Here is a 19,806-nt window from a genome sequence, read left to right on the forward strand (position 1 = left end):
CGAACTTACTCGAAAGGTCGTGGTGATTCACCGGTGAGGCACTGTTGATACAGTGCCTCAAGGTCATAACTCTGCTCACGCAGCTCGCGGCCATGTAGAGTGTAACTTGCGAGTAAGTACTCACCATCGCGGCGCAATGAGACATCATCGGCACCGACAAAACGGTCGATGTGAATGACACGTTTATACAGGCCACGATAGTCACAACTCATGACCACAAAGATTTGCCCGCTGGCTGCTTGACCTTCTTCGGTATCTTCAGCAATGCCCGAGCCCATGGCAACGACGTTATAGCCTTCACCGTCGTAGTCTGCCAAGGTCGACTGATTACCTGCGTAATACATTGCCAAGCTAAACAGCACCAGAATCGCGATCATGCCGATCCAGATCGCCACGCCAATACGCAAGATCTTCCATTGGGCAAATTCGCCTACCGCTTTGCGCAAGAGTCCGTAAGCGACAATCGCAGCCACAAGAAACATCACCGTGATCAAGCTTTCATAGATGATCTGGCTGTCGGTCCAGCGCCAAACATAGACAAAATCACCGGGTAACGTTACGGCGTCAAACCAAACCGGAATCGTGAGCAATAGAATCGAAATGCTCACCCACAAAATGCGCTGCTGTTTTGACATGAATCTCCCTCATGTAAGTCTTCCACAAAATGAATTTCATTCATGTTGCTGCATGAAATGGCCATGAAGTTGGCCCTCTTGCCGCTTATCTTGCTTTATTGGCAGCAGAAGGTCAAAGTTCGGCTCTAATGAGATCACAAATCCCGCAGCTGTGTCAGTAGATTATCAAGTGCTCGGTAGCTGAGGGCTTCAAGCAAATGTTCCCGCCGTAACCTTTCTTCGCCGCTGAGGTCTGCGATGGTGCGTGCCAGGCGCAGAGTGCGGTGAAAAGCGCGATGCGAAAGCTGCAAGCGCTCCATCGCCGAGACCAAAAACTCATGGTCCTCGTCACTGAGAACCGCGACCTCGGTCAGGAGGCGAACGGACAAATTCCGATTTAAACATCCTTGCCGCTCGAGTTGCCGTTGTTGTGCAGCCACAACCTTTTCCTGTAGTGATTGGGAAGCCATTTTTGCTGATTTAGTTTGCTGGTGTGCATCGCGCAGCGCATCCGGCTGCCGTGGCACATCGACTTGCAGATCAATGCGGTCAAGAAATGGGCCTGACACTTTACTTAAATACTTTAAGATTTGATCCGGCGTCGATCGCGAGCTGCGAATATCGCCATTGAAGGTGCCGCAAGGTGATGGATTCAATGCACAAATAAGCTGAAAGCGTGCGGGGAAAGTGGTTTGCTGTTGCGCACGGCTGATACAAACTGTGCCTGACTCAAGCGGCTCACGTAAAGTATCTAGCACATGTCGAGGTGTTTCGGTTAATTCGTCTAAAAATAGAATCCCATGGTTCGCGCGCGTCACTTCACCAGGTTTTGGGATCGAACCACCACCCACCAATGCTGCAGCAGAACAAGAATGATGAGGAGCACGGAAGGGGCGCTGACGCCAACGTTCGGGGGAAAAAGGAATACCCGCCAATGACTCGATAGCCGCAACTTCAAGTGCCGCAGCCTCCTCAAGCGGCGGCATCAAACCGAGTAAACGCTGTGCCAACATCGTTTTGCCCGTCCCCGGTGGTCCAACAAACAAAACATGATGCCCGCCCGCCGCGGCAAGTAGCAGTGCCCGCTTCGCTTGCTCTTGACCATGCACGTCGGCAATATCACCCGTTAACACTGGGGCGACCGCTAGCTTGGTGGGCTGGACAACATCCAACCGACGTTGTCCACCTAAGTGCTCGGCAGCAACCTTTAAAGAAGGCACGGTGTAAGCGACCGGTTGGCGAAGCAAACCCGCTTCAGACTCATTACCCTTGGGAATCAGTGCGCGTCGTCCTGCTTGTTGACAGGCAAGCAAAGACGGTAACGCACCGCTCATATTGCGTACCGCCCCATCGAGCGCAAGTTCGCCATAGACTTCTAGTTCGTCCAACTGTTGGTCATCGAGTTGCTCGCTGGCAACCAAAATGCCAAGAGCGATTGCTAAATCAAATCGTGCACCCTGCTTCGGCAACTCGGCGGGCGATAAATTAACTACAATTTTGGCGATCGGAAAGTCAAATTCACTGTTGAGAATCGCAGTTTTTACCCGATCACGCGCTTCGCGTACCGTCGTCTCTGGCATGCCAATAATCTGAAAGGTTGGCACGCCGCGTTTACCCACATTTACTTCAACCCGCACCGCCGGCGCTTCCATCCCTAACTGCGCTCGCGTCCGCACCACTGCTAATCCCATCGCAACCTCTCTGCATCCTGCAAAACAAACAGTCTACCTGAGTCGGCGACAAAGCACGCCTATCGACCATGGATTTCAGCGATCGCTGACAGAGTTAGTAACCGGGGCATCGTGTTGTCCTGCAAGAAACGTAGATTTTCGAGGACGGAAGTAGCGTATTATTATTTCAATTTAGAAAAATATTGCCGGTGCTACGCCAAAGCGCTCAGCCAGCTTGGTGATGTGAGCTCTGGTCAGATTCTTCTTACCCGTTAACACTTGTGAAACCATGCTCTTTTTACCGATTTCGTTTTCAAAATCAGTGGTGTTCAGACCATTTTGGTCCATTAAGACTTTCAGCGTTTCGACAGCTGGGTCTAGCCCTGCCTGCCGGAGGTTAAATGTCTCAAATCTGAGAGACTCGTCCTCATAGCGCTCAATAACATTGCTTAGCGCTTCAATCACGACAAGGTTAGCATCATAGTTATCCAAGAGATCCTCGACTAGCTCAAGCGCCTCCTCATACTCTTTATCGTTGCTAATTCCAGCCAGTAGCGGCACATTCGCCATAATTGTCTTGGCCAGCTTGGATACTTCGGCGACAACTAACATTTAAGCCTCCTATTTTCGATACTTTTTACAAAGCGCATCGTACTCACTGTGGGTAAGGATATGTTTTACGTAAATCCGGTTGTGTCTAAATTCGATAAAGGCAAGTAACCTCAAATTATTGCCACCTATGTCAATAATCCACCACTTATCCTTGTACTTAAAGTTATCCAACGAACTAAATACAGATTTGAGTTCCGTCGGACTTTTAAAATGACCGCGCCTTAGAACATTGTATGTACACTCGATTGCTACTGCATGGTTCGGAAATTTTTTAATTGCATCAGCAAATGGCTTTCGTGAAATAACGTGCATCCTTAACTCCGTTTACTATAGGTAAACTATATCAGGGCCGACATAAGTTTACAATTAGTAAACCTCCAATGATGTGGATGATGATTTGCGACTTATTCACTGCACACCCGCCGATGTCGCAAAAAAATGTAGTCTACCTGAGTCGGCGACAAAGCACGCCTATCGACCATCGATTTCAGCGATCGCTGACAGGGCTAGTAGAGAGGCTATTTTAGTGGATTGCAGTAGTCATCCAGCGCTCGTTCGAAGGAGTTCTTTTAATTAACTCCTGAGAATCTAGAATTGGTCACGTATATTATTCGAAAGTAGGTCCGTCCATCATCGTCTTCAAATACTCCAAACGTTCCGCCGACACCCTGTGCCGCGACTTTCGACAGTCCTTGTCTATTAAAAAGCATTTCACGTTGTAACTGCATTCTGTCATCGTCTGATAGTTGCTCTACGCCTGATACAGAGACCAAACACAGATCAACATCACACTCTGCCATTTCCAGAGACAAACTTGAGAATTCTGGAGTCGTCGCGATCGATTCACGAAAGCTGTTATATAGGTACATTTGGTTATTAACGCTTTCGCTTGTCGTATCAGCGCTCATAAACTCGTATGCTTTAGACATAAAATCCGCTGAATGTATAAGCGAGTCATATTTTTCTGCTTTAAAAGCCTCATTGTTTCGAGAGAACGATTGGATAAGGTCGCTATCTGGTGCTGTAATCAACTGCTGATCACGACCAATTGTTTCGTTATTTGCCATTGAACCCGTATTTAACCCTTGTGAATCGCCTTCATTCATTGAGCCATTCGTTTGAATCGAGTTATTCAATGGTACAGGCGAGGATCGCTCGTCTTCATCCACGTTAGACAAAACATAAACGCCGACCACCAAACTCAAAATAATGATGAATACTAGTCCTGATTTTTTCAAAAAAATTCCTTAGCTGGATAACTTTAAGACTACGATTTAATACGTCCGCAGCAATGAAAATATCGGTTGTCGTGTGAGTTGCCACACCGGTAGTTGTGCGGCGACGAACGTGAGTAAGCACAACAACATTAGGCCAAACATAAACAATGGTGCTGAGAAGGTTAGTTCAAACGCAGACAACCAGCCCGTATCCTGAAGAAGCCAACTGAGCAATATTAAACCAAATGGGATTGCTACGGCTAACGCGAATAAAGCTTGTGCGGCTGCTCTGAGGAATAGTCGCCAATCTGGAGCGCCGAGAGCCATCATAACGCCATACTCTTGACGTTCTAATACCATACGATTGCGAATCTGGTAACGCAAGCTGGTAAACACGAGGCTTACCACTAAGGCAATCATCACTGCGCAAAACAGCAAGAGCGCTCGACTTGTGCGGTCACGTTCGGCCACGACACTGGCAAGATGCCGCTCGGTTGAAAAATGCGGCTGCATAGTCGTGTCCTCGAACCAGACCTGCAAAGCTGGCCGGATCCGTGCCGCATCGGCTGCATGATAATAAAGCTCAAGTTGTCTTGCACTTTGCGTGAATAACCCTGCAGAAGTGAAATGCAGGTAAAACGCCGGAGTAGACGTCTGGCTAAACCCTTGATGCGGCAGATCAGCGACGATCCCAACAATCGGTATAGAACCGAGCATCCCCAAATTTAATGAACTACCAATTAAAGGCGTCGATGTGTTGTAGCGCAGCAGGCGTGCCAAAGTTTGGTTAATCACCAACCCTTGCTGCCAGTCCGTTTCACCCTCGATTAAAGGCACACCAAGCTTATTGAAATAATTACCACTAACAATACGCTGCTGCACAGCAACGGCCTCTGCTAGGCGGTCGTCATTCAGCTCATTGGTGAAATGACTGGTAAACTCACTCAGCTCGAAAGCCACGTCGTCTGCCACCAACTGCGCAAGGTTACCCGTGGATATTGCCGTCAAATCAAACCCTGTACTCAGTTGGCGTACCGAAAAGGTTTGGATGGAACTGTTTAATTCATAACTTTGGAACAGTCGCCACTGTTGATATCCCAAGGTACTTAAAAACGAAATAGCGATGAGTGCGATGACCAGTTGACTGGCAAGATTCGTTTGCGCCAGCCACTTTTGACCTTTGCTGCGGCTCTCGCCGGTCTGACGCCCAAATAGTGGTTGGCGGCTAAAGCGCAATACGGGCAAACAAGCGCAACCAATCAGCAACAATGCAACCAAGCCAAGTGCTGCCAACCACTGGCCAAAATGAATAGCTAAGCGCGTATTACCAACACTTTCTAAATAAGCGCTTTGCACTGACACGAAACTATTTAGGCCGGCAAGGAACAATAAAGAAAGCAACGCAACGACCAAGATCATAATCGCACTGGCGAGCAGCGGCCCGACAATCAGGTGCGGAACATTGGCACCGAGCACACGCTGAATCCGATAACTATTGGCTTGTTGAATGAGTCGGCTGGTAAACATACTAAAGGTATTCAATGCTAAAACCACGACAAACGCCACAATAACAACGAGCAGCAGTTGCCATTGCTGCAACAAACGCTGTTTGGCTGGTGGATCGAGATTAATTCCACGGTAAATCACAAACTGTGAGCCGTCACTGGCCATGTTCATTCCCGGTACCGAGAGATCTTGCTGGCCAATGTACTCATTCAAGCCAACCACAGACATCGGCTGATCGGCGACAAGTAGACCGTAATGATCTGGCGCTGCGAGCAGAAAACGTTCAACGGCCGTCGTGGATTCGGCGACGAAAGGTGTCAGGTAGCTAAGGTAATGTTGACTGAGCCAAATGTCTGGTTGAATACCACCTATGCGATTAAGCTCTGCGGGTAACACCCCTAAAATTGGAATTTGGCGCGGGATACGACGATGTTGCAGCGAGCTGTTCAAGCGCTGTTCGTCACCTTGCAGTACGTCCTGAAAATAACGTGCGCTTACCCATGCCCCTTCCTGCTGGTGCTGGCCCAGCGCTTCGATACCGAGCAACGCAGCGAAATTATCGGCAATGAATAGGGTTTGTAATTCTTCCTCCGGCAGGCCCAGAAAGTTAACCGTCATGGTTCGCTGCACAAAGGATGTTTGGCCACGAATACCGGGGGCTTCTTGTATGCGTTCAAGTGCAATTTTCGGAATTGGCGACAGACGACCATCCGCATGCTCGCGTGCGAATGTGTAGACATGACTCCCCGGATTCGCCCAAGCCGGCGGCTCATGGAAGAGTTTGTCACCCAGCCTTAGCAACAGTGCTAGCAATGCGCACATGAGGGCGAAACCAACGAGTAAAAACAGCAGCTTGCCGCGTTGTCCCAGCCAAGTCCGCCACTCCATGGTCAGAAAAAATTGTGGGTTATTGGCTCGCATTAGTAATCACACCATCGACCAAATGAATTGTTCGCTGACACTGTTGAGCCACGTCTGGGTTGTGTGTGACGAGGATGACCGTTGCACCTTCTGTGGATAGTTCCAGCAACAAATCAACGATACTTTGACCACTGCCAGAGTCCAAGTTACCTGTCGGTTCATCGGCAAGCAATAAACTCGGTTTATTGACTAGGGCGCGAGCGATGGCCACGCGTTGTTGTTGGCCGCCGGATAATTCAGAAGGTAATGCGTTCAATTTATGACCTAAGCCGACACGTTGTAGCAGCGCTTCGGCACGCGACTGATAGTCACTGCTCGGAATATCGCTGTTATAACGCATCGGTAGCACAACATTCTCCAGTGCCGTCATATCGCCAATTAAGTTAAAGTTCTGGAAGATCCAACCCAAATGCCGATTACGCACAAAGCTTTTTTGCTGACGGGTAAGCTGATTCACGTCTTCACCACGCAGCCAGTAGTGTCCGCCCGTGGCGTCATCAAGCAAGCCGAGGATAGACAGCAAGGTGGATTTACCGCTGCCCGATGGGCCAACAATGGCCAAGCTCTCACCATCTTGAATGGTTAGCGACAAGTCTTTGAGTACCGGTAGCTCCGTTTCACCTTGCGCAAATGTGCGCTGCAATTTCTCTAAGCGAATCAACTCAGTCACGCGTTAGCTCCTTCCATTCAATGAACTCCTGGTGACGCAAACGGCTTGGTACATCGAGTAAAATACGCTCACCCACCCGCAGCCCTTCAAGAATTTCGGTAAAGTCACTACCTATTACCCCAAATTGGACGTCGCGACGGACAAAGCCATTGTTTTGTTCGACAAACACGTGACCACTGTAGCTTTGTTCGGTAAGTCCAAGCGGTGTATTTACGCGCATCGTATGGTGCGACTCAGCTGTGATAATACGCGCTTGAACATCGAGATTCGCACGTGCTTCAGCCGGTAATTGTTCAGGTAAGAGTACTTCAACCCGCACCTGACCATGTTGAATACTCGGATGGACGCGAATGACTTCGCCGATCACCTGTTGTTGACGAACTTGCACTTCAACCTTATGGCCTGGGACAACACGATTTGCTGCACTAGCCGCAATCAATACGTCCGCGTATAAGCTATCGGGATTAGTAATCTGAGCAATAATATCGCCCCGCCGAATCGGTTTACCGACTTCGATTTGTTCACTCAGCTCATTCAAAATCCCTTCGCTTTCGGCGCGCACTTGCAGGTAACGAATATCTTGCTCGATCATCGCTAAGTGTTTTTGCGCTTCCTCGAGACGGTATTCATATGCCCTTGCGTCGGCACGCCGTGATTGCTCGTACGCCTCCATGTTACGCCGCGCAAGTTCGAATCTCAGCTGTGATTTTTCTAAATTAATTTGTGCCTGCAAATAGTCTAAACGCGCAAGGATTTGCTGTTCCAGCAGGGTTTGTAGGGTTTCAAGTTCTTGCTTGGCAAAACGGATATCTGCTTCCAAAAGCGCAATCTCGTTTTCCAGTGAAATACTCTCTCGATCGAGCCGTGCCTGCCCTGACTGCATGGCTGCGGTCGCTTCCAGAACAGCGAGTTCCGCACGCTCACGTTCGCGCTCGAGGAGCGGGTTACGCATCGTCAGAATAATATCGCTCGACTGCACACGCGTTCCCGGATACAACTCGAGTTGCTGAATCACACCATCAACTTCCGCCATCACACTATAACTTTGCCGCGGCAGCAAAATACCCCGTCCCGCCACGGCCGCAGTCACATCGCCCATTTCGACCTGTGCAGTCGCCACACTTTGTGGCGCCCCTCCGGTCAATGCTTGCCACGCTCTCAACATAAAAAAGAGGGCGAGAAACACACCTAAACCAATCAGGGTCGGCCAAAGTAACCGTTGTAAGGTACTCGATTTTCTTGGAATCTCTAGCATCACTGCGACTTCTCTTCAGTTTATTGGGGACGGACACCTGTCATCGGGGGCGTGACCCAAAAGCGCGGGTAATGTGCATAACTGTCGAGGGACTCTAATTGCTGATCTAATTCTGTGCGTTGCGGCGAGCCCGGTGGATACATCACCCCGAGCATCCCTTCAAGCGGTCCAACGAAAAGGACAATAAACTCAGCGTTGTCATCGATGGTGATTTGGAAGGTTTCGGCAACAGTCGTACGAGGGATATTCTCTTGGCAGTTATTTTCTCGAATAAGCGGCGCAGCGTCAGGGAATTTTTCAGTGGCAGCGGTTGAACTTAGCCAAGTTTCATTTTGCGGGTCGTAAAAGTAAACCGCTGGAAAAATGAGCCTACAGTCATGCTGCAGGAAAAACTGCTCGGCGACGTTGTAATCTTGAGGGCTGGCAGGCTGCCATGGGGGAACTTCATTAGCCGCGAGCGAAAATGACGTGAGGGCAAGCGTTGAAATTAGCAACGTTCGACTTAGGTAGTTAAGCATTAAAACAACTCCTTGTTTGCTGGCGGGACATTTGCCGAACGTGCATTTCCACTGCCCTGCACATCAGCACTTTCTCAATATCCCTCTGAAATATAATGACTTTCTAAATGAGTCATTTTTTGTACATGATAATTGTTATAACCCAATCCCCTACCGTCCGCAACCATGAATTTGCCTACAAAGCAAACAGCGCCATTTTGATCTATAGTTATTGGTGCATCGTAAAATTGATGCGGAGGTGTTTATGAAAGCATGTGTAATTGGAGGTTTCGCGCTTCTGATGCTCGCAGGATGCACTAGCACCGGAGGTTATCAAACCGCAGCAAAGTCCGAAATTGATTGGGACAAGGTCAACCAAGTTGAGCGGTCAGCTGCCGCCGGCAGTAACCGTGTGATTTGGGTCAATCCGCCGATGAAAGAGGTCGAGCGGAATATCCCTGCCGAGTCTAACAACGGTAGTCAGTAAGCAAATTTCTTGTAAGTCGCTGCACTCGCACAAAACCGTATGTCGCAGCGACTGCCTGAGCATGTTAAGCTGCTCCTTTGGGCGCAGCCCTAAATCTTTTTGTATCTCATAATCTGTTACAGGACGCCCATGTTGCGAACTATTTATGCGCTTTGCGCCATAATTGCTGTGTTTGCCAATGCTCATGCTCAGGCAGCTTCCGTCGAGTACAATGCAACCTGTTATACAGCACCGAATGACAGCTATGCCGCCATGCAAGCCCAGTTCTTGCAACGCAATCCAGGGCGAACCGCAGAGCAATTTCAGCAGCGTTTAAGCGAAGAGACGTTCAATGCTATGCGGCGCGACATTAATTGTCGCTGGATTGTTTATCAGCATGACGGCGTTTATGTTGGTGGCTTTGCCCTCATTCCACGCAACATTGAAGGCCCTCTGCCAGTCATTATTTATAATCGTGCAGGTCACGGACCGACGGGCGCCGTGAATTTTGATCAGCTCGTGAACGAACTGCGGCCGCTGGCCGAAGCCGGTTTTATGGTCATTGGTAGTCAGTATCGTGGCGGTGGTGGCGTGTTCCCGCAAATGCCCAATGGCACCGACGAATATGGTGGCGCTGACGTGTTAGACGTTTTAGCTTTGCCGAGTGTTGCCGCCCAAATTGCCGACATTGACGAGCAGCGTATTGGCCTGCTCGGCCGCGTACGTGGCTCAATGATGAGTTTCCTCGCCGCCAAAGCACAACCGAACACCTTCAAAGCCATTGCTTCTGCAGTGACGATTAGCGACTTGAATGCGTGGGTCGACGATTGGGGTGCTGAGCACCATCCGGCCAGTCGTTATATTCCTAATTTTGCCACCGATGGTGAGGCACAAATGCGTGCCCGTAGTGCCCTGCAATGGGCCGATGAACTTCCGGCCAATCTACCCATTTTACTTATTCATGGCGGCCGCGATTGGGAAGTGGATCGTGCTCAGTCCGAACAATTTGCAGCTGCACTTGAAGCTGCTGGGCGCCAGCACGAATTGACAATATACTCCCATGCCAACCATCAACTGGCGCCTTATCAAGACGATTTTATCACCGATGTGATCGCATTTTTTCGGGCCAACCTGTAATCACAGAGTCGGCCTAAGCGTTAGCAAGTGCGTTGGCAGCGGCCTTGTTCGGTTAATGCCTGGCGCAAATTCTCATCGTCACTAGCAAACTGTTCAGCAGCACTGAAAAGCTGCTGCGCACGATCGTTATTTTGCCGATGCTGCTCGACCTGAGCCAAGCGAAATTGCACCCAGCCTTGGCTCATGCCTTCGGGTAAGCGGTCTTCCGCAAGCAAGTCAGCGAGAAAATCGGCGCCTTGGTCAAGCTCATGCCCCGATACTGCGGCTAACTTACCCCATTGATACTGTAACTGCGTCAACACGAGAGTATCCGCTTCGTCGTCACTTGCAGCAACCAGTGTTAGCGCAGCCTGTAGCTGTTCGAGCGCACGTTCATACTGCTCTTGATTGATTTTTTGTGCCGCATAGTTGACACGAATTTGGGCATTCTCCGGTTGCGATGCAAACAGCGCGTCCCACGCTGCTAACTCGGCAGCTTCATCTTCTTGCACCATGGCAATGACGATATCCGCCATAAAGCGGTGCTCGCTGTCGAGCTCGTGCAGACGGTCTCGATGTTTGAGTGCATCGTCCAAACTACCGCCGACGATTCCCGGTGCGTTGGCGAGATATTGCACCAAGCTAAAATGTGCCAACTCATGATTCGGATCATACTCTACGGCTTGTAGCCAATGATTGCGCATCCGTCGCGCTAGAAAAGGCAAGCGCAGTGAGCCCGCGTCATTCATTTGCAAGAGCGTGACGATACCGCTGAGAAACTCAAAGTCGGCGGTTTTACCATGCTGTCGCTCCATGCCCTTCAGCACCCGTTGCGCAGCCTTGTGGTCGCCATTGCGAAACGCTTCCTCTAGCGGCTGATAAATTGGGTCAAACTGTTCGAAGTTGATACTCTGCTGTGCCATGGCAGTGCCGCCAAAGGCGGTCGCGAGGCCAATTAATACTGCTAAAATCCAGTGCCGCATGCGAATTCCTTGTTGTTATTGTTTAAACGTTCGACTCGATTGACACAGATTAGTGCCGATCGGGTAAAAAAAATAGCGGCCGGAGCCGCTATTTTTGTCATCAATTGTCACGCTTAGTCGTTATTTTCTTGCTGTGCTCGGCGACGTTCAATGCGAATTTCTCGCACTTTTTCACCGGCTAATTCACGGGCTTCGCGGGCTTTCTCGCGAGCTTCACGAATACGCTCACGATCTTCTTCACTCAGGTCACGCATATGAATCACACGCGAACCCTGTTCCACGCGACGTTCTTGACCCATTGCCTGAAAACGTTCGACAAAGGTTTCTTGGTCAATGCGACCAGTGCCCGCTTGGTCAAGGCGCTGGAACATGCGCTCGGCATTTTCTTGTGCTTGCTTGACCATGTACTCAGTCACTTCGTCTTGAGTAATGTAACCATCACGGTTTAAGTCAAAGTTCTCGAACTGCTTTTCGAGAGCAGCTTCACGATGAATCATCACGCGACCACGAATTTCTTCTCGGCTCAATGGCTCGCCGTCACTGTCAGTTAAATGCTGGGTCCACATCATTCGTTGGCCGCGCATGTCACCACGTGCTCGACGCGCCTCGTCCATATTCACAGTGACTTCGTCACCCTGTACCGTAATCACACGAATTCGCTCGCGCTTCTCTTGTGGCTCGTCAGCTGCAACCGTCGCGCCGGTCACTGCGAGTGCTGGGAGTACAAGCGCCATCAGGCTGGCAAGTTTAGTCATCTTTTTCATCATCACTTCCTCTCATTACGAGATACATTTAAGTCAAACTTTGGGAGAGTTCACTTCACACGGTACTGACTTTAACCCCTGACCATGGAGAGAATATGCTGAAATTATGGAGAAATTGTGGAGAAAAATTTATTCGGTATAACGGTAACCAACCCCGTACACCGCCTGAATCACGTCAGCAGCGCCAACCGCTTGTAGCTTCTGGCGCAAATTCTTGATGTGACTGTCGACTGTCCGATCACTGACGATCCGGTGGTCATCGTACGCTGCGCCAATCAGCTCGTCGCGGCGAAAAACGCGCTGTGGGTGCTTACTCAGGGTGTGCAGCAAACGAAATTCAACGGGTGTTAAGTCTAAAACCTGCCCTTGCCAGCGGGCGACGTAAGTCTCGGTATTCAACTGCAAACCCGTCTGCACAACCTCTGCTTCGGCGCGCCAGCGTGCACGTCGCAACAAAGCCTCAACCCGGGCAACCACCTCACGTGGGCTAAACGGTTTGACGATGTAATCGTCAGCGCCCATGCGCAAGCCCACAATCCGATCCACTTCGTCATGCCGAGCGGTAATAAATATCACGGGTACATGCGACACTTCGCGCAATTGCCGGCAGACTTCTAAACCGTCCAAACCTGGCATCATGACATCCAGCAGCACTAGGTCAGGCTGTTCTGTACGCGCTTGGCTCAACGCATCATTGCCATTGTCGACAGCGACTGTGGTGAAACCGCTTTGCTGCAAATAATCAACCAACAGTTGGCGAATATCCTGTTCATCTTCGGCGATTAATATTCTACTCATGACCGTTCCCGTGGCAGTGATATGGTCACTTTGAGGCCGCCGAGCGCACTTGGTTCCGCGCGAATGTCGCCTTGGTGCGCTTGCAAAATTTGACGGCTAATCGCTAAGCCCAAGCCACTGCCGCCTGTGCTGCGTTGGCGATGCGACTCAGTCCGATAGAAGCGTTCAAAAAGATGTTCAAGATGTTCGGTAGCAACACCTGGGGCGCTGTCTTCAACCTCAATAAGCACCGCAGTGCCACTTGTTGTCAGGGTCACCTGAATCACGCCAGGCGCTTGGGTATAACGTAGGCTATTTTGGAGCAAATTCTGCAGTGCTTGTTGCAAGCGTGCCGAGTCTGCAAACACAGTGATCTCAGCCGCAGCTGTGGCAGTGAAACGCAGTTCGAGTTGCTGTTGCTGCGCAAGCGGTTGGAATTGTGCGATCTGCTGCTCAAGCCACGCGCGAATGGCAAGGCTTCGACGTTGGTAACTCATGCCGCCGGCTTGAGCCTGCGCCAAGGTGTCGATGTCGGCGACCAAACGAGTTAACTGCTCGGTTTGCTGTTGCAAACGTGCACAGAGCACCCGATCGGGCTCACGAATGCCATCTTCAACAGCTTCAAGCTCACCTTTCAGCACAGTTAAAGGAGTACGCAGTTCATGCGCAATATCGGCCATAAATGCGCGCCGCTGTTGCTCGGTATTATTGAGGGTCGTAGCCATACTTTGCAGCGCTCGCGCAAGTTCAGCAATGTCATCACGTTGTTCACTACCCAATAGCCGTGGACTCAATTCGCTACTGTAGTTCCCCGCCGCAATCTCTTGGGTGGTGCGTTTTAATAACGCTAAACGCGCACGCAACTGACTGGCAATGAGCCATGCAACCAAGGCACCGACCAATAGCGCTAAGGCGCCTGCCCAGAGCAAGGATTGCATTTGCTGCTCGCGAAAGACTTCGTCGAGCGGCTGCATTTGGCTGGTCGGCAGCTCCGTGCTTAAGGTCGCAATAATTTGCCCTTCGGCAAGCACTAACACCGACACGGGTTCACGAATATCCGGCCCGAAAATGCGCTCGCCACTAACAGTTTCAAGCGTGAGCGCGCTAAAACTCAGTTCCGGGTCAAGGTTGACTCGTTCCGGATTAATCACCGAATCGCGTTGAATGGTTTGAATCACTTGACGCCAAAGTTCGCGCTCGGAAAACTCAGCGCGGACGCGAGCCGGCATTTGCCGATGAATGGTTTCATAATATTCCGACAACACCACCGCAACTTGCTGCAAACGCCGTTGCTCTTGTTCGGCCAAGTAGTCGGAGAAATTCTGCAAGAAGTAGCTGCGCACACCGAGCAACACCACAATCACCAGAAACACTCCGGTACCGGCAATGGCTAAAAAAAGCTGTTGTTGGGTGCTTAAGCGACGCAGCAATGGCGTTTACTCTTGGTTGCTTTTGCCATCGAGGGCATCGAGGCGATCTTCGAGCTCTTCGACGCGCTTGCGCAGGCGCATCACGAGCTCCTGCTGAATATCCATTTCTTCACGGGTCACGACATCGAGTTTGCCTAACTGCGACTGTACCGCTTGTTTAACTTTCAATTCGATATTGTCAGCCGCTTCACGCACACCTGCAGGAATGCTGGCGGTAATTTGGCGGGCAATTTGTTCAATTTTCTTAGGGTCGATCATACAGTTACACTCTTTTCAGCAGTTTTATTCGTGGTTTCATTCGCGTCTTTATTACCTGATTATTTACTATAGCACGGGCTGATTGGCGAGCGTATTGCTATATTCTCAGCGCAACTCTCGTTACAATACCGGCTCCTTTGTTTTCCCGTTGATCACTAGCAGGACCTGTGCGACATGCAACTCAACCCACAACAGCAAGCAGCCGTGGAATACATTAGTGGCCCAACTTTGGTGCTCGCTGGTGCTGGTAGTGGCAAAACCCGCGTGATCACCGAAAAGATTGCCTATCTAGTCAATAGTGCCGGCTATAAACCACATCATATAGCTGCAGTGACCTTTACTAATAAGGCCGCCCGCGAAATGCGCGAGCGCATCAGTTTGCGTTTAGGTCGGAAGAATTGTCGTGGGCTGCGCGTCTCCACTTTCCATACGCTTGGTCTCGACATGATCCGACGCGAAGTTAGCATGCTTGGCTTCAAACCTGGCTTTTCATTGTTTGATGATCAAGACAGTTTTGCGCTGCTCAATGCTTTATCGGAAGATAGCATCGACGGTGACAAAGCAATTTTGCAGCGCTTGCAGCAAAAGATTAGCCACTGGAAGAACGCGATGTTGCTACCTGAGCAGGTACAACCAACGCCTGGCGACGCTGAAGAACAGCTTTTTGCTGAACTCTACACGGCCTACCAACGCAACATGAAAGCCTGCAATGCGCTCGACTTTGACGACCTGATCTTGTTGCCAACCTTGCTCTTACAACAAGTTCCAGAAGTGCGCCAGCGCTGGCAACAGCGTATTCGCTATCTCCTCGTCGACGAATATCAAGACACCAATAGTAGCCAGTATCAGTTAGTGCGCTTGCTCGTCGGCGAACGAGCTCGCTTTACCGTGGTGGGCGACGACGATCAGAGTATTTACTCATGGCGCGGCGCACAGCCAGAAAACTTAGGATTACTGCAGCAACATTTTCCAAGTTTAAAAGTGATCAAACTTGAACAAAATTACCGTTCGGTTGGGCGCATTCTAAAAAGTGCCAACATCTTAATTGCGAATAATCCGCACTTGTTTGAAAAGAAATTAGTGTCGTCCATGCAGTACGGCGACCCGTTGCGCGTGATTTACGGCAAGAACGAAGAGAACGAAGCCGAACGCGTGGTGGCCGAAATTATACGTGAGCGCTTTTTAGACAATACCCGCTATGGTGACTACGCCATTCTCTATCGTGGTAATCATCAATCGCGCTTGTTTGAAAAGGCGCTGATGAACAACCGTATCCCTTACAAAATTACTGGTGGGCAATCATTTTTTGCGCGCGCGGAAATCAAAGATATTCTGGCTTACTTGCGTTTAGTGGTGAACCCCGACGACGACAATGCGTTTTTGCGGATCGTGAACACCCCGCGTCGTGGCATCGGCCCGCAAACCATGGAACGAATTGGCGAGTTTGCCCATCAGGAAAAGCTGAGTTTATTTGCCGCAGCTTTGCATCCCGGCTTAAAAACGATTTTGGCCACCCGTGCTTACCAAGACTTACAACAGTTTTGTCAGCTGATTCAACATGCGGCGCGCGAGTCTGATTCGGGTGAACAGCACGCCACCACTGCGGTGAAACAGCTCTTGCAAGACATTCACTACGAAGACTGGTTGTTTGAAACCAGTGGCAGCCCGACGGCGGCGGAAATGCGCATTAAAAACGTCAACGAGCTCTACCGTTGGGTTAGTGAAATGCTGATGGGCAACGACGACAACGAGCCGATGTCGTTGGAGCAAGTCGTAGCGCGTTTAGTGTTACGCGACATGCTTTCGCGCCAAGAAGAAGACGAAGACGGCGACCAAGTGCAACTTATGACGTTACACGCCTCTAAAGGACTCGAGTTTCCTTATGTTTTCCTCGTCGGTATGGAAGAAGGCCTGCTGCCGCATCAAACCAGTATCGATAATGACGATATTGAAGAAGAGCGGCGGTTAGCCTACGTTGGCATTACTCGCGCCCAACAAAAGCTCGTCTTTACGCTGGCAAAAGAGCGTCGCCAATACGGGGAAGTCATAAGGCCAGAAGTGAGTCGCTTTTTAATGGAGTTGCCACAGGACGATATTGAGTGGGAAGACCAACGTAAACCGGAGTCATTAGAACAAAAGCAACAACGAACGGAGTCGAATGTAGCGCGTTTGCGGGCAATGTTGCGAGGGTCTTAGGTTGCCGTCACCGTCTTTGTCGGAGATTCGGCTAGTTTGCCGGTGTTCTTCGTTTTTTGACTAACGACTTGCTGTGGTAATGGCAAAGTTCCAGCTTCACCGAGCAAATTCCCCTGTCCGATGCGCACTCCAAGCTCAAGCAGCACATCAATTTGCTCTTCTGTTTCAATGCCTTCCGCGGTGAGCTCAATACATAAATCCTGACACAGGGTCACGATGTGGCGAACCATGGCTTGGGCGCGTTCTTTGTGGCCAACCTGCTTAATAAAACGACGATCGAGCTTAATAATGTCGAACGGGAAGTTGTAAATAAAATGCAATGGCCCTGTCGTGCGGCCAAAGTCGTCCAATGCCAGCGTAAAACCAGCGTCTTTTAACTTCCGCAGGCTAGCCATAATGCGCCGTGAGTCTTCCTGCTGTAGCGCTTCCTCACCAAACTCTAAGACAATTTTGTCAAATTGAGCTTGGGCTTCTGTTGCTGTGTCAATTAGCGCTTGAATATGGCGCGGGCGCAATAAGTGCTGCACGCACAAGTTGACATGGACTGGAGCGCAGTCGGACTTACTCTGACACACACTTTTTTGCAGCTTAATGGCATGCTCAAGCACCCAACGGTCAATTTCTATAATTGCTCCCGAGCGTTCCGCCAAGGCCAAGAACTCACTTGGAAGAATGGTATTTTCACCACGCTGCCAACGAACCAACGCTTCGTAGGCAACCACTTGACGCTGCGACTCATCACCCGCCAGTTGATAAATAGGTTGCATCCACAGTAGGAAGTCTTTCTTCGCTTGTGCGTGACGCAGCGCCATTTCTTGATTTAAAGCGGTCACCAAACCATTGCGAATGGCTTCATCGAAAATCACATACCGGCCACGCCCCATACTTTTCGCTTCGTACATAGCCGCGTCTGCGTCGCGCAGTAGGCGGTCGACCGAATCATCCGGCCCATGGCTGGTAGCAATACCGATACTCGCACCCGAAAAGTGCTGCTGACCATTCAGCTCAAACGGTTCTTTCATCACATCGATAATACGCGTTGCCACGTCTTTCGCGTCATCCAAGGTTTTAATCGGCTCAAGTAAAATAACGAACTCATCACCACCCAAGCGAGCTAAAAAATCGAGCTCACGAATAGCACTGTTAATCCGTCGACTCACTTCCAGTAGGAACAAGTCACCCGCTGAGTGTCCTAAGGTGTCATTAATATTTTTGAAGCGGTCGAGGTCAACGAAAAGCAAAGCGAAGTTTTCTTCCGGATGGCGCTTCTGACGCAACAGTGCGGTTTTCACCCGCTCACTAAACATGGCGCGGTTCGGTAAACCTGTAAGCGTGTCATGGTGCGCATCGTGAAACAGCTTTGCTTCGATTTCCTTCCGACGTTCAATTTCTTCAACGAGCTCTTCGGTGCGTTCGGCAATCCGACGCTCGAGGAACGTATTCGCTTTCGCCAACTGCTCAGCCGCCCGTCGACGTTCAATTGCAACCGAGACATGGTGTGCAACGAAATTCAGTAGCTCGAGATCTTCAGGTGAAAACGACTTGTCTTTGGAATAGGTTTGGGTTGCAATCACGCCAAAGGTTTTACCGTCCACCATCAGCGGTGAACCTAACCATTGGTACGCCAATTGACCACGCGATTCGGAAACCGCAATCTCACCTTTGGCAACCAGTGCATCACGAACTTTACGGTCAACAAACAAAGGTTTACGCGAGCGAATAACGTACTCAGTTAAGCCTTTTTGCAAACTGCGCTGCTTCGCTTTGAAGCCACTTTCATCGACATAATACGGAAAGTAAACCTGCTGACGATTCTCTGTCATTAACGCGATAAAGAAGTTATCGACCGTTATTAAGCGCGACACCTCGCGATGCAATGCCTGATAAAAGCTTTGCATATCCGCTGCAGAGTTAGTCAATTCAGAGATTGAGTACAGTACGGCATTTTGCAGCTCTGCTTTCTCGCGGTCGACAATCTCTTTGCGCAAATTTTTGTTGATACTGCTGAGCTCAGCCGTACGCTTGGCAACTTGTGACTCGAGGAATTCGCGTTGCCGGAAGCGCTCTAAAGCGTTCACTACGTGCTGCGACACGAACATCAGCAGCTCAAGGTCTTCGTTACCGTAACGTACCTCTTCTTCATAACTCTGGACAACCATGGCGCCAATGAGCTCGTCGTTGGCAATGAGTGGCACACCAAGCCAGTCCACCGGCAATGAGCCAAGGAATCGAATCTCACCCTCTTCAACCAACTGCTCAATATGTGATTTCGGTGCTAATAAGGGCTGGCCGCTACGCAAAATATAACCCGTCATGCCACGCATTAGGTTTTCAACGGGGATCTCCGCAATGGTACGAGCGTCGTCGTATTGGTCGACAAAATACGGGAAGTTGAACGTTTTGCGGTCTTCGGAGTAAACACAAATGTAGAAGTTCTTGGCTGCCATCAGCTTGCCAATAATGCGATGGACCGAGGTATAGATTTGATCCATGTTTTGCGCGGAGGCTGCTAATTCGGAAATGCGAAAGAGCGCCTGCTGAATCACTTCAGCTTGACGGTATTTTTGCGTCAGTATTTTTAATCGGGCGACAACCTTCTCGAGTCGCCGAATTGTCATTGACGAATGATTCTCTTCCGCCGCAGCACTCATTGCTTCTCACTTGCCGTAGATAGAATATATTGTTTTTTTACTCGGCACTGGCTTGCATTTAACTCATCATGAGCTTAACAAGCAAAACAACTTTCAGTATATATTGACTACACAAGAAAGCAACGAATTTGTTAAGTGGATGTTACAGAAACAAAAAACCGCTCACAAGGAGCGGTTTTTTAAATATCATTCTCGCTTTTTGA

At 49.9% G+C, this 19,806-nt stretch carries 18 protein-coding genes; 3 read left to right on the top strand and 15 right to left on the bottom strand.

What is annotated here, in order from left to right; translation table 11 throughout:
* Positions 1 to 5 precede the first annotated feature (5 nt).
* The 9 genes from CWE06_RS04810 to CWE06_RS04850 all read right to left on the bottom strand — a co-directional run bounded on the left by CWE06_RS04810 (position 6) and on the right by CWE06_RS04850 (position 8,983).
* Entirely contained in the window at positions 6 to 635 is a 630-nt protein-coding gene (locus CWE06_RS04810) for a hypothetical protein (RefSeq protein WP_126791729.1), read from the bottom strand.
* A 134-nt stretch (positions 636 to 769) separates the two neighbouring features.
* Positions 770 to 2,305 carry a YifB family Mg chelatase-like AAA ATPase gene (locus tag CWE06_RS04815; protein ID WP_126791731.1) on the bottom strand — a complete coding sequence of 512 codons (1,536 nt, stop codon included), beginning with the start codon at positions 2,303 to 2,305 and terminating at the stop codon, positions 770 to 772.
* Between the two features lie 171 nt (positions 2,306 to 2,476).
* Positions 2,477 to 2,896 carry a helix-turn-helix domain-containing protein gene (locus CWE06_RS04820; protein WP_126791733.1) on the bottom strand — a complete coding sequence of 140 codons (420 nt, stop codon included), beginning with the start codon at positions 2,894 to 2,896 and terminating at the stop codon, positions 2,477 to 2,479.
* 9 nt (positions 2,897 to 2,905) lie between these two features.
* Positions 2,906 to 3,208 (bottom strand): type II toxin-antitoxin system HigB family toxin, encoded by a 303-nt coding sequence (locus CWE06_RS04825; RefSeq protein ID WP_126791734.1) that lies wholly within the window; start codon positions 3,206 to 3,208, stop codon positions 2,906 to 2,908.
* A 257-nt stretch (positions 3,209 to 3,465) separates the two neighbouring features.
* Positions 3,466 to 4,134, bottom strand: a complete 669-nt coding sequence (locus CWE06_RS04830) for a hypothetical protein (RefSeq protein ID WP_126791736.1) — start codon at positions 4,132 to 4,134, stop codon at positions 3,466 to 3,468.
* Between the two features lie 36 nt (positions 4,135 to 4,170).
* Complete coding sequence (locus CWE06_RS04835; protein WP_126791738.1) at positions 4,171 to 6,540, bottom strand: ABC transporter permease; 2,370 nt, start codon at positions 6,538 to 6,540, stop codon at positions 4,171 to 4,173.
* Positions 6,527 to 7,210 (bottom strand): ABC transporter ATP-binding protein, encoded by a 684-nt coding sequence (locus tag CWE06_RS04840; RefSeq protein ID WP_126791740.1) that lies wholly within the window; start codon positions 7,208 to 7,210, stop codon positions 6,527 to 6,529. Before CWE06_RS04840 ends, CWE06_RS04835 begins: the two co-directional genes overlap by 14 nt.
* On the bottom strand, positions 7,203 to 8,468 hold the full coding sequence (locus CWE06_RS04845; protein WP_126791742.1) for an RND family efflux transporter: 1,266 nt from the start codon (positions 8,466 to 8,468) through the stop codon (positions 7,203 to 7,205). The genes CWE06_RS04840 and CWE06_RS04845 overlap by 8 nt, the downstream gene beginning before the upstream one ends.
* A gap of 17 nt (positions 8,469 to 8,485) precedes the next feature.
* Positions 8,486 to 8,983 carry a hypothetical protein gene (locus CWE06_RS04850; protein ID WP_126791744.1) on the bottom strand — a complete coding sequence of 166 codons (498 nt, stop codon included), beginning with the start codon at positions 8,981 to 8,983 and terminating at the stop codon, positions 8,486 to 8,488.
* A gap of 244 nt (positions 8,984 to 9,227) precedes the next feature.
* Here CWE06_RS04850 and CWE06_RS04855 point away from each other — a divergent pair, with 244 nt between their 5' ends.
* Together CWE06_RS04855 and CWE06_RS04860 are read left to right on the top strand one after the other, a co-directional pair.
* Positions 9,228 to 9,449 (top strand): hypothetical protein, encoded by a 222-nt coding sequence (locus tag CWE06_RS04855; RefSeq protein WP_126791746.1) that lies wholly within the window; start codon positions 9,228 to 9,230, stop codon positions 9,447 to 9,449.
* A gap of 129 nt (positions 9,450 to 9,578) precedes the next feature.
* A complete protein-coding gene (locus CWE06_RS04860) occupies positions 9,579 to 10,565 on the top strand; it encodes an alpha/beta hydrolase family protein (RefSeq protein ID WP_126791748.1) in 987 nt (328 codons plus the stop codon).
* A 20-nt stretch (positions 10,566 to 10,585) separates the two neighbouring features.
* On the opposite strand, the gene CWE06_RS04865 is transcribed toward CWE06_RS04860, so the two are convergent.
* The 5 genes from CWE06_RS04865 to ubiK all read right to left on the bottom strand — a co-directional run bounded on the left by CWE06_RS04865 (position 10,586) and on the right by ubiK (position 14,756).
* On the bottom strand, positions 10,586 to 11,527 hold the full coding sequence (locus CWE06_RS04865) for a tetratricopeptide repeat protein (protein WP_126791750.1): 942 nt from the start codon (positions 11,525 to 11,527) through the stop codon (positions 10,586 to 10,588).
* Between the two features lie 113 nt (positions 11,528 to 11,640).
* Complete coding sequence (locus CWE06_RS04870; RefSeq protein WP_157981137.1) at positions 11,641 to 12,291, bottom strand: EF-hand domain-containing protein; 651 nt, start codon at positions 12,289 to 12,291, stop codon at positions 11,641 to 11,643.
* Positions 12,292 to 12,420: 129 nt separating this feature from the next.
* On the bottom strand, positions 12,421 to 13,089 hold the full coding sequence (locus CWE06_RS04875) for a response regulator (protein WP_126791754.1): 669 nt from the start codon (positions 13,087 to 13,089) through the stop codon (positions 12,421 to 12,423).
* The gene (locus CWE06_RS04880) at positions 13,086 to 14,498 is read right to left on the bottom strand and encodes an ATP-binding protein (protein ID WP_126791757.1); all 1,413 of its coding nucleotides are present in this window, start codon (positions 14,496 to 14,498) and stop codon (positions 13,086 to 13,088) included. The genes CWE06_RS04875 and CWE06_RS04880 overlap by 4 nt, the downstream gene beginning before the upstream one ends.
* A 6-nt stretch (positions 14,499 to 14,504) precedes the next feature.
* A complete protein-coding gene (gene ubiK / locus CWE06_RS04885; protein ID WP_198679042.1) occupies positions 14,505 to 14,756 on the bottom strand; it encodes a ubiquinone biosynthesis accessory factor UbiK in 252 nt (83 codons plus the stop codon).
* Between the two features lie 174 nt (positions 14,757 to 14,930).
* Between ubiK and rep the strand changes: the two genes are divergently transcribed.
* Positions 14,931 to 16,952, top strand: a complete 2,022-nt coding sequence (gene rep / locus CWE06_RS04890; RefSeq protein WP_126791758.1) for a DNA helicase Rep — start codon at positions 14,931 to 14,933, stop codon at positions 16,950 to 16,952.
* Here rep and CWE06_RS04895 read toward each other — a convergent pair.
* On the bottom strand, positions 16,949 to 19,603 hold the full coding sequence (locus CWE06_RS04895) for a sensor domain-containing phosphodiesterase (protein ID WP_126791760.1): 2,655 nt from the start codon (positions 19,601 to 19,603) through the stop codon (positions 16,949 to 16,951). The two genes, rep and CWE06_RS04895, sit on opposite strands and share 4 nt — an antisense overlap.
* Between the last annotated feature and the right edge of the window lie 203 nt (positions 19,604 to 19,806).

This window comes from Aliidiomarina haloalkalitolerans, from assembly GCF_003987315.1.
GTDB lineage: Bacteria > Pseudomonadota > Gammaproteobacteria > Enterobacterales > Alteromonadaceae > Aliidiomarina > Aliidiomarina haloalkalitolerans.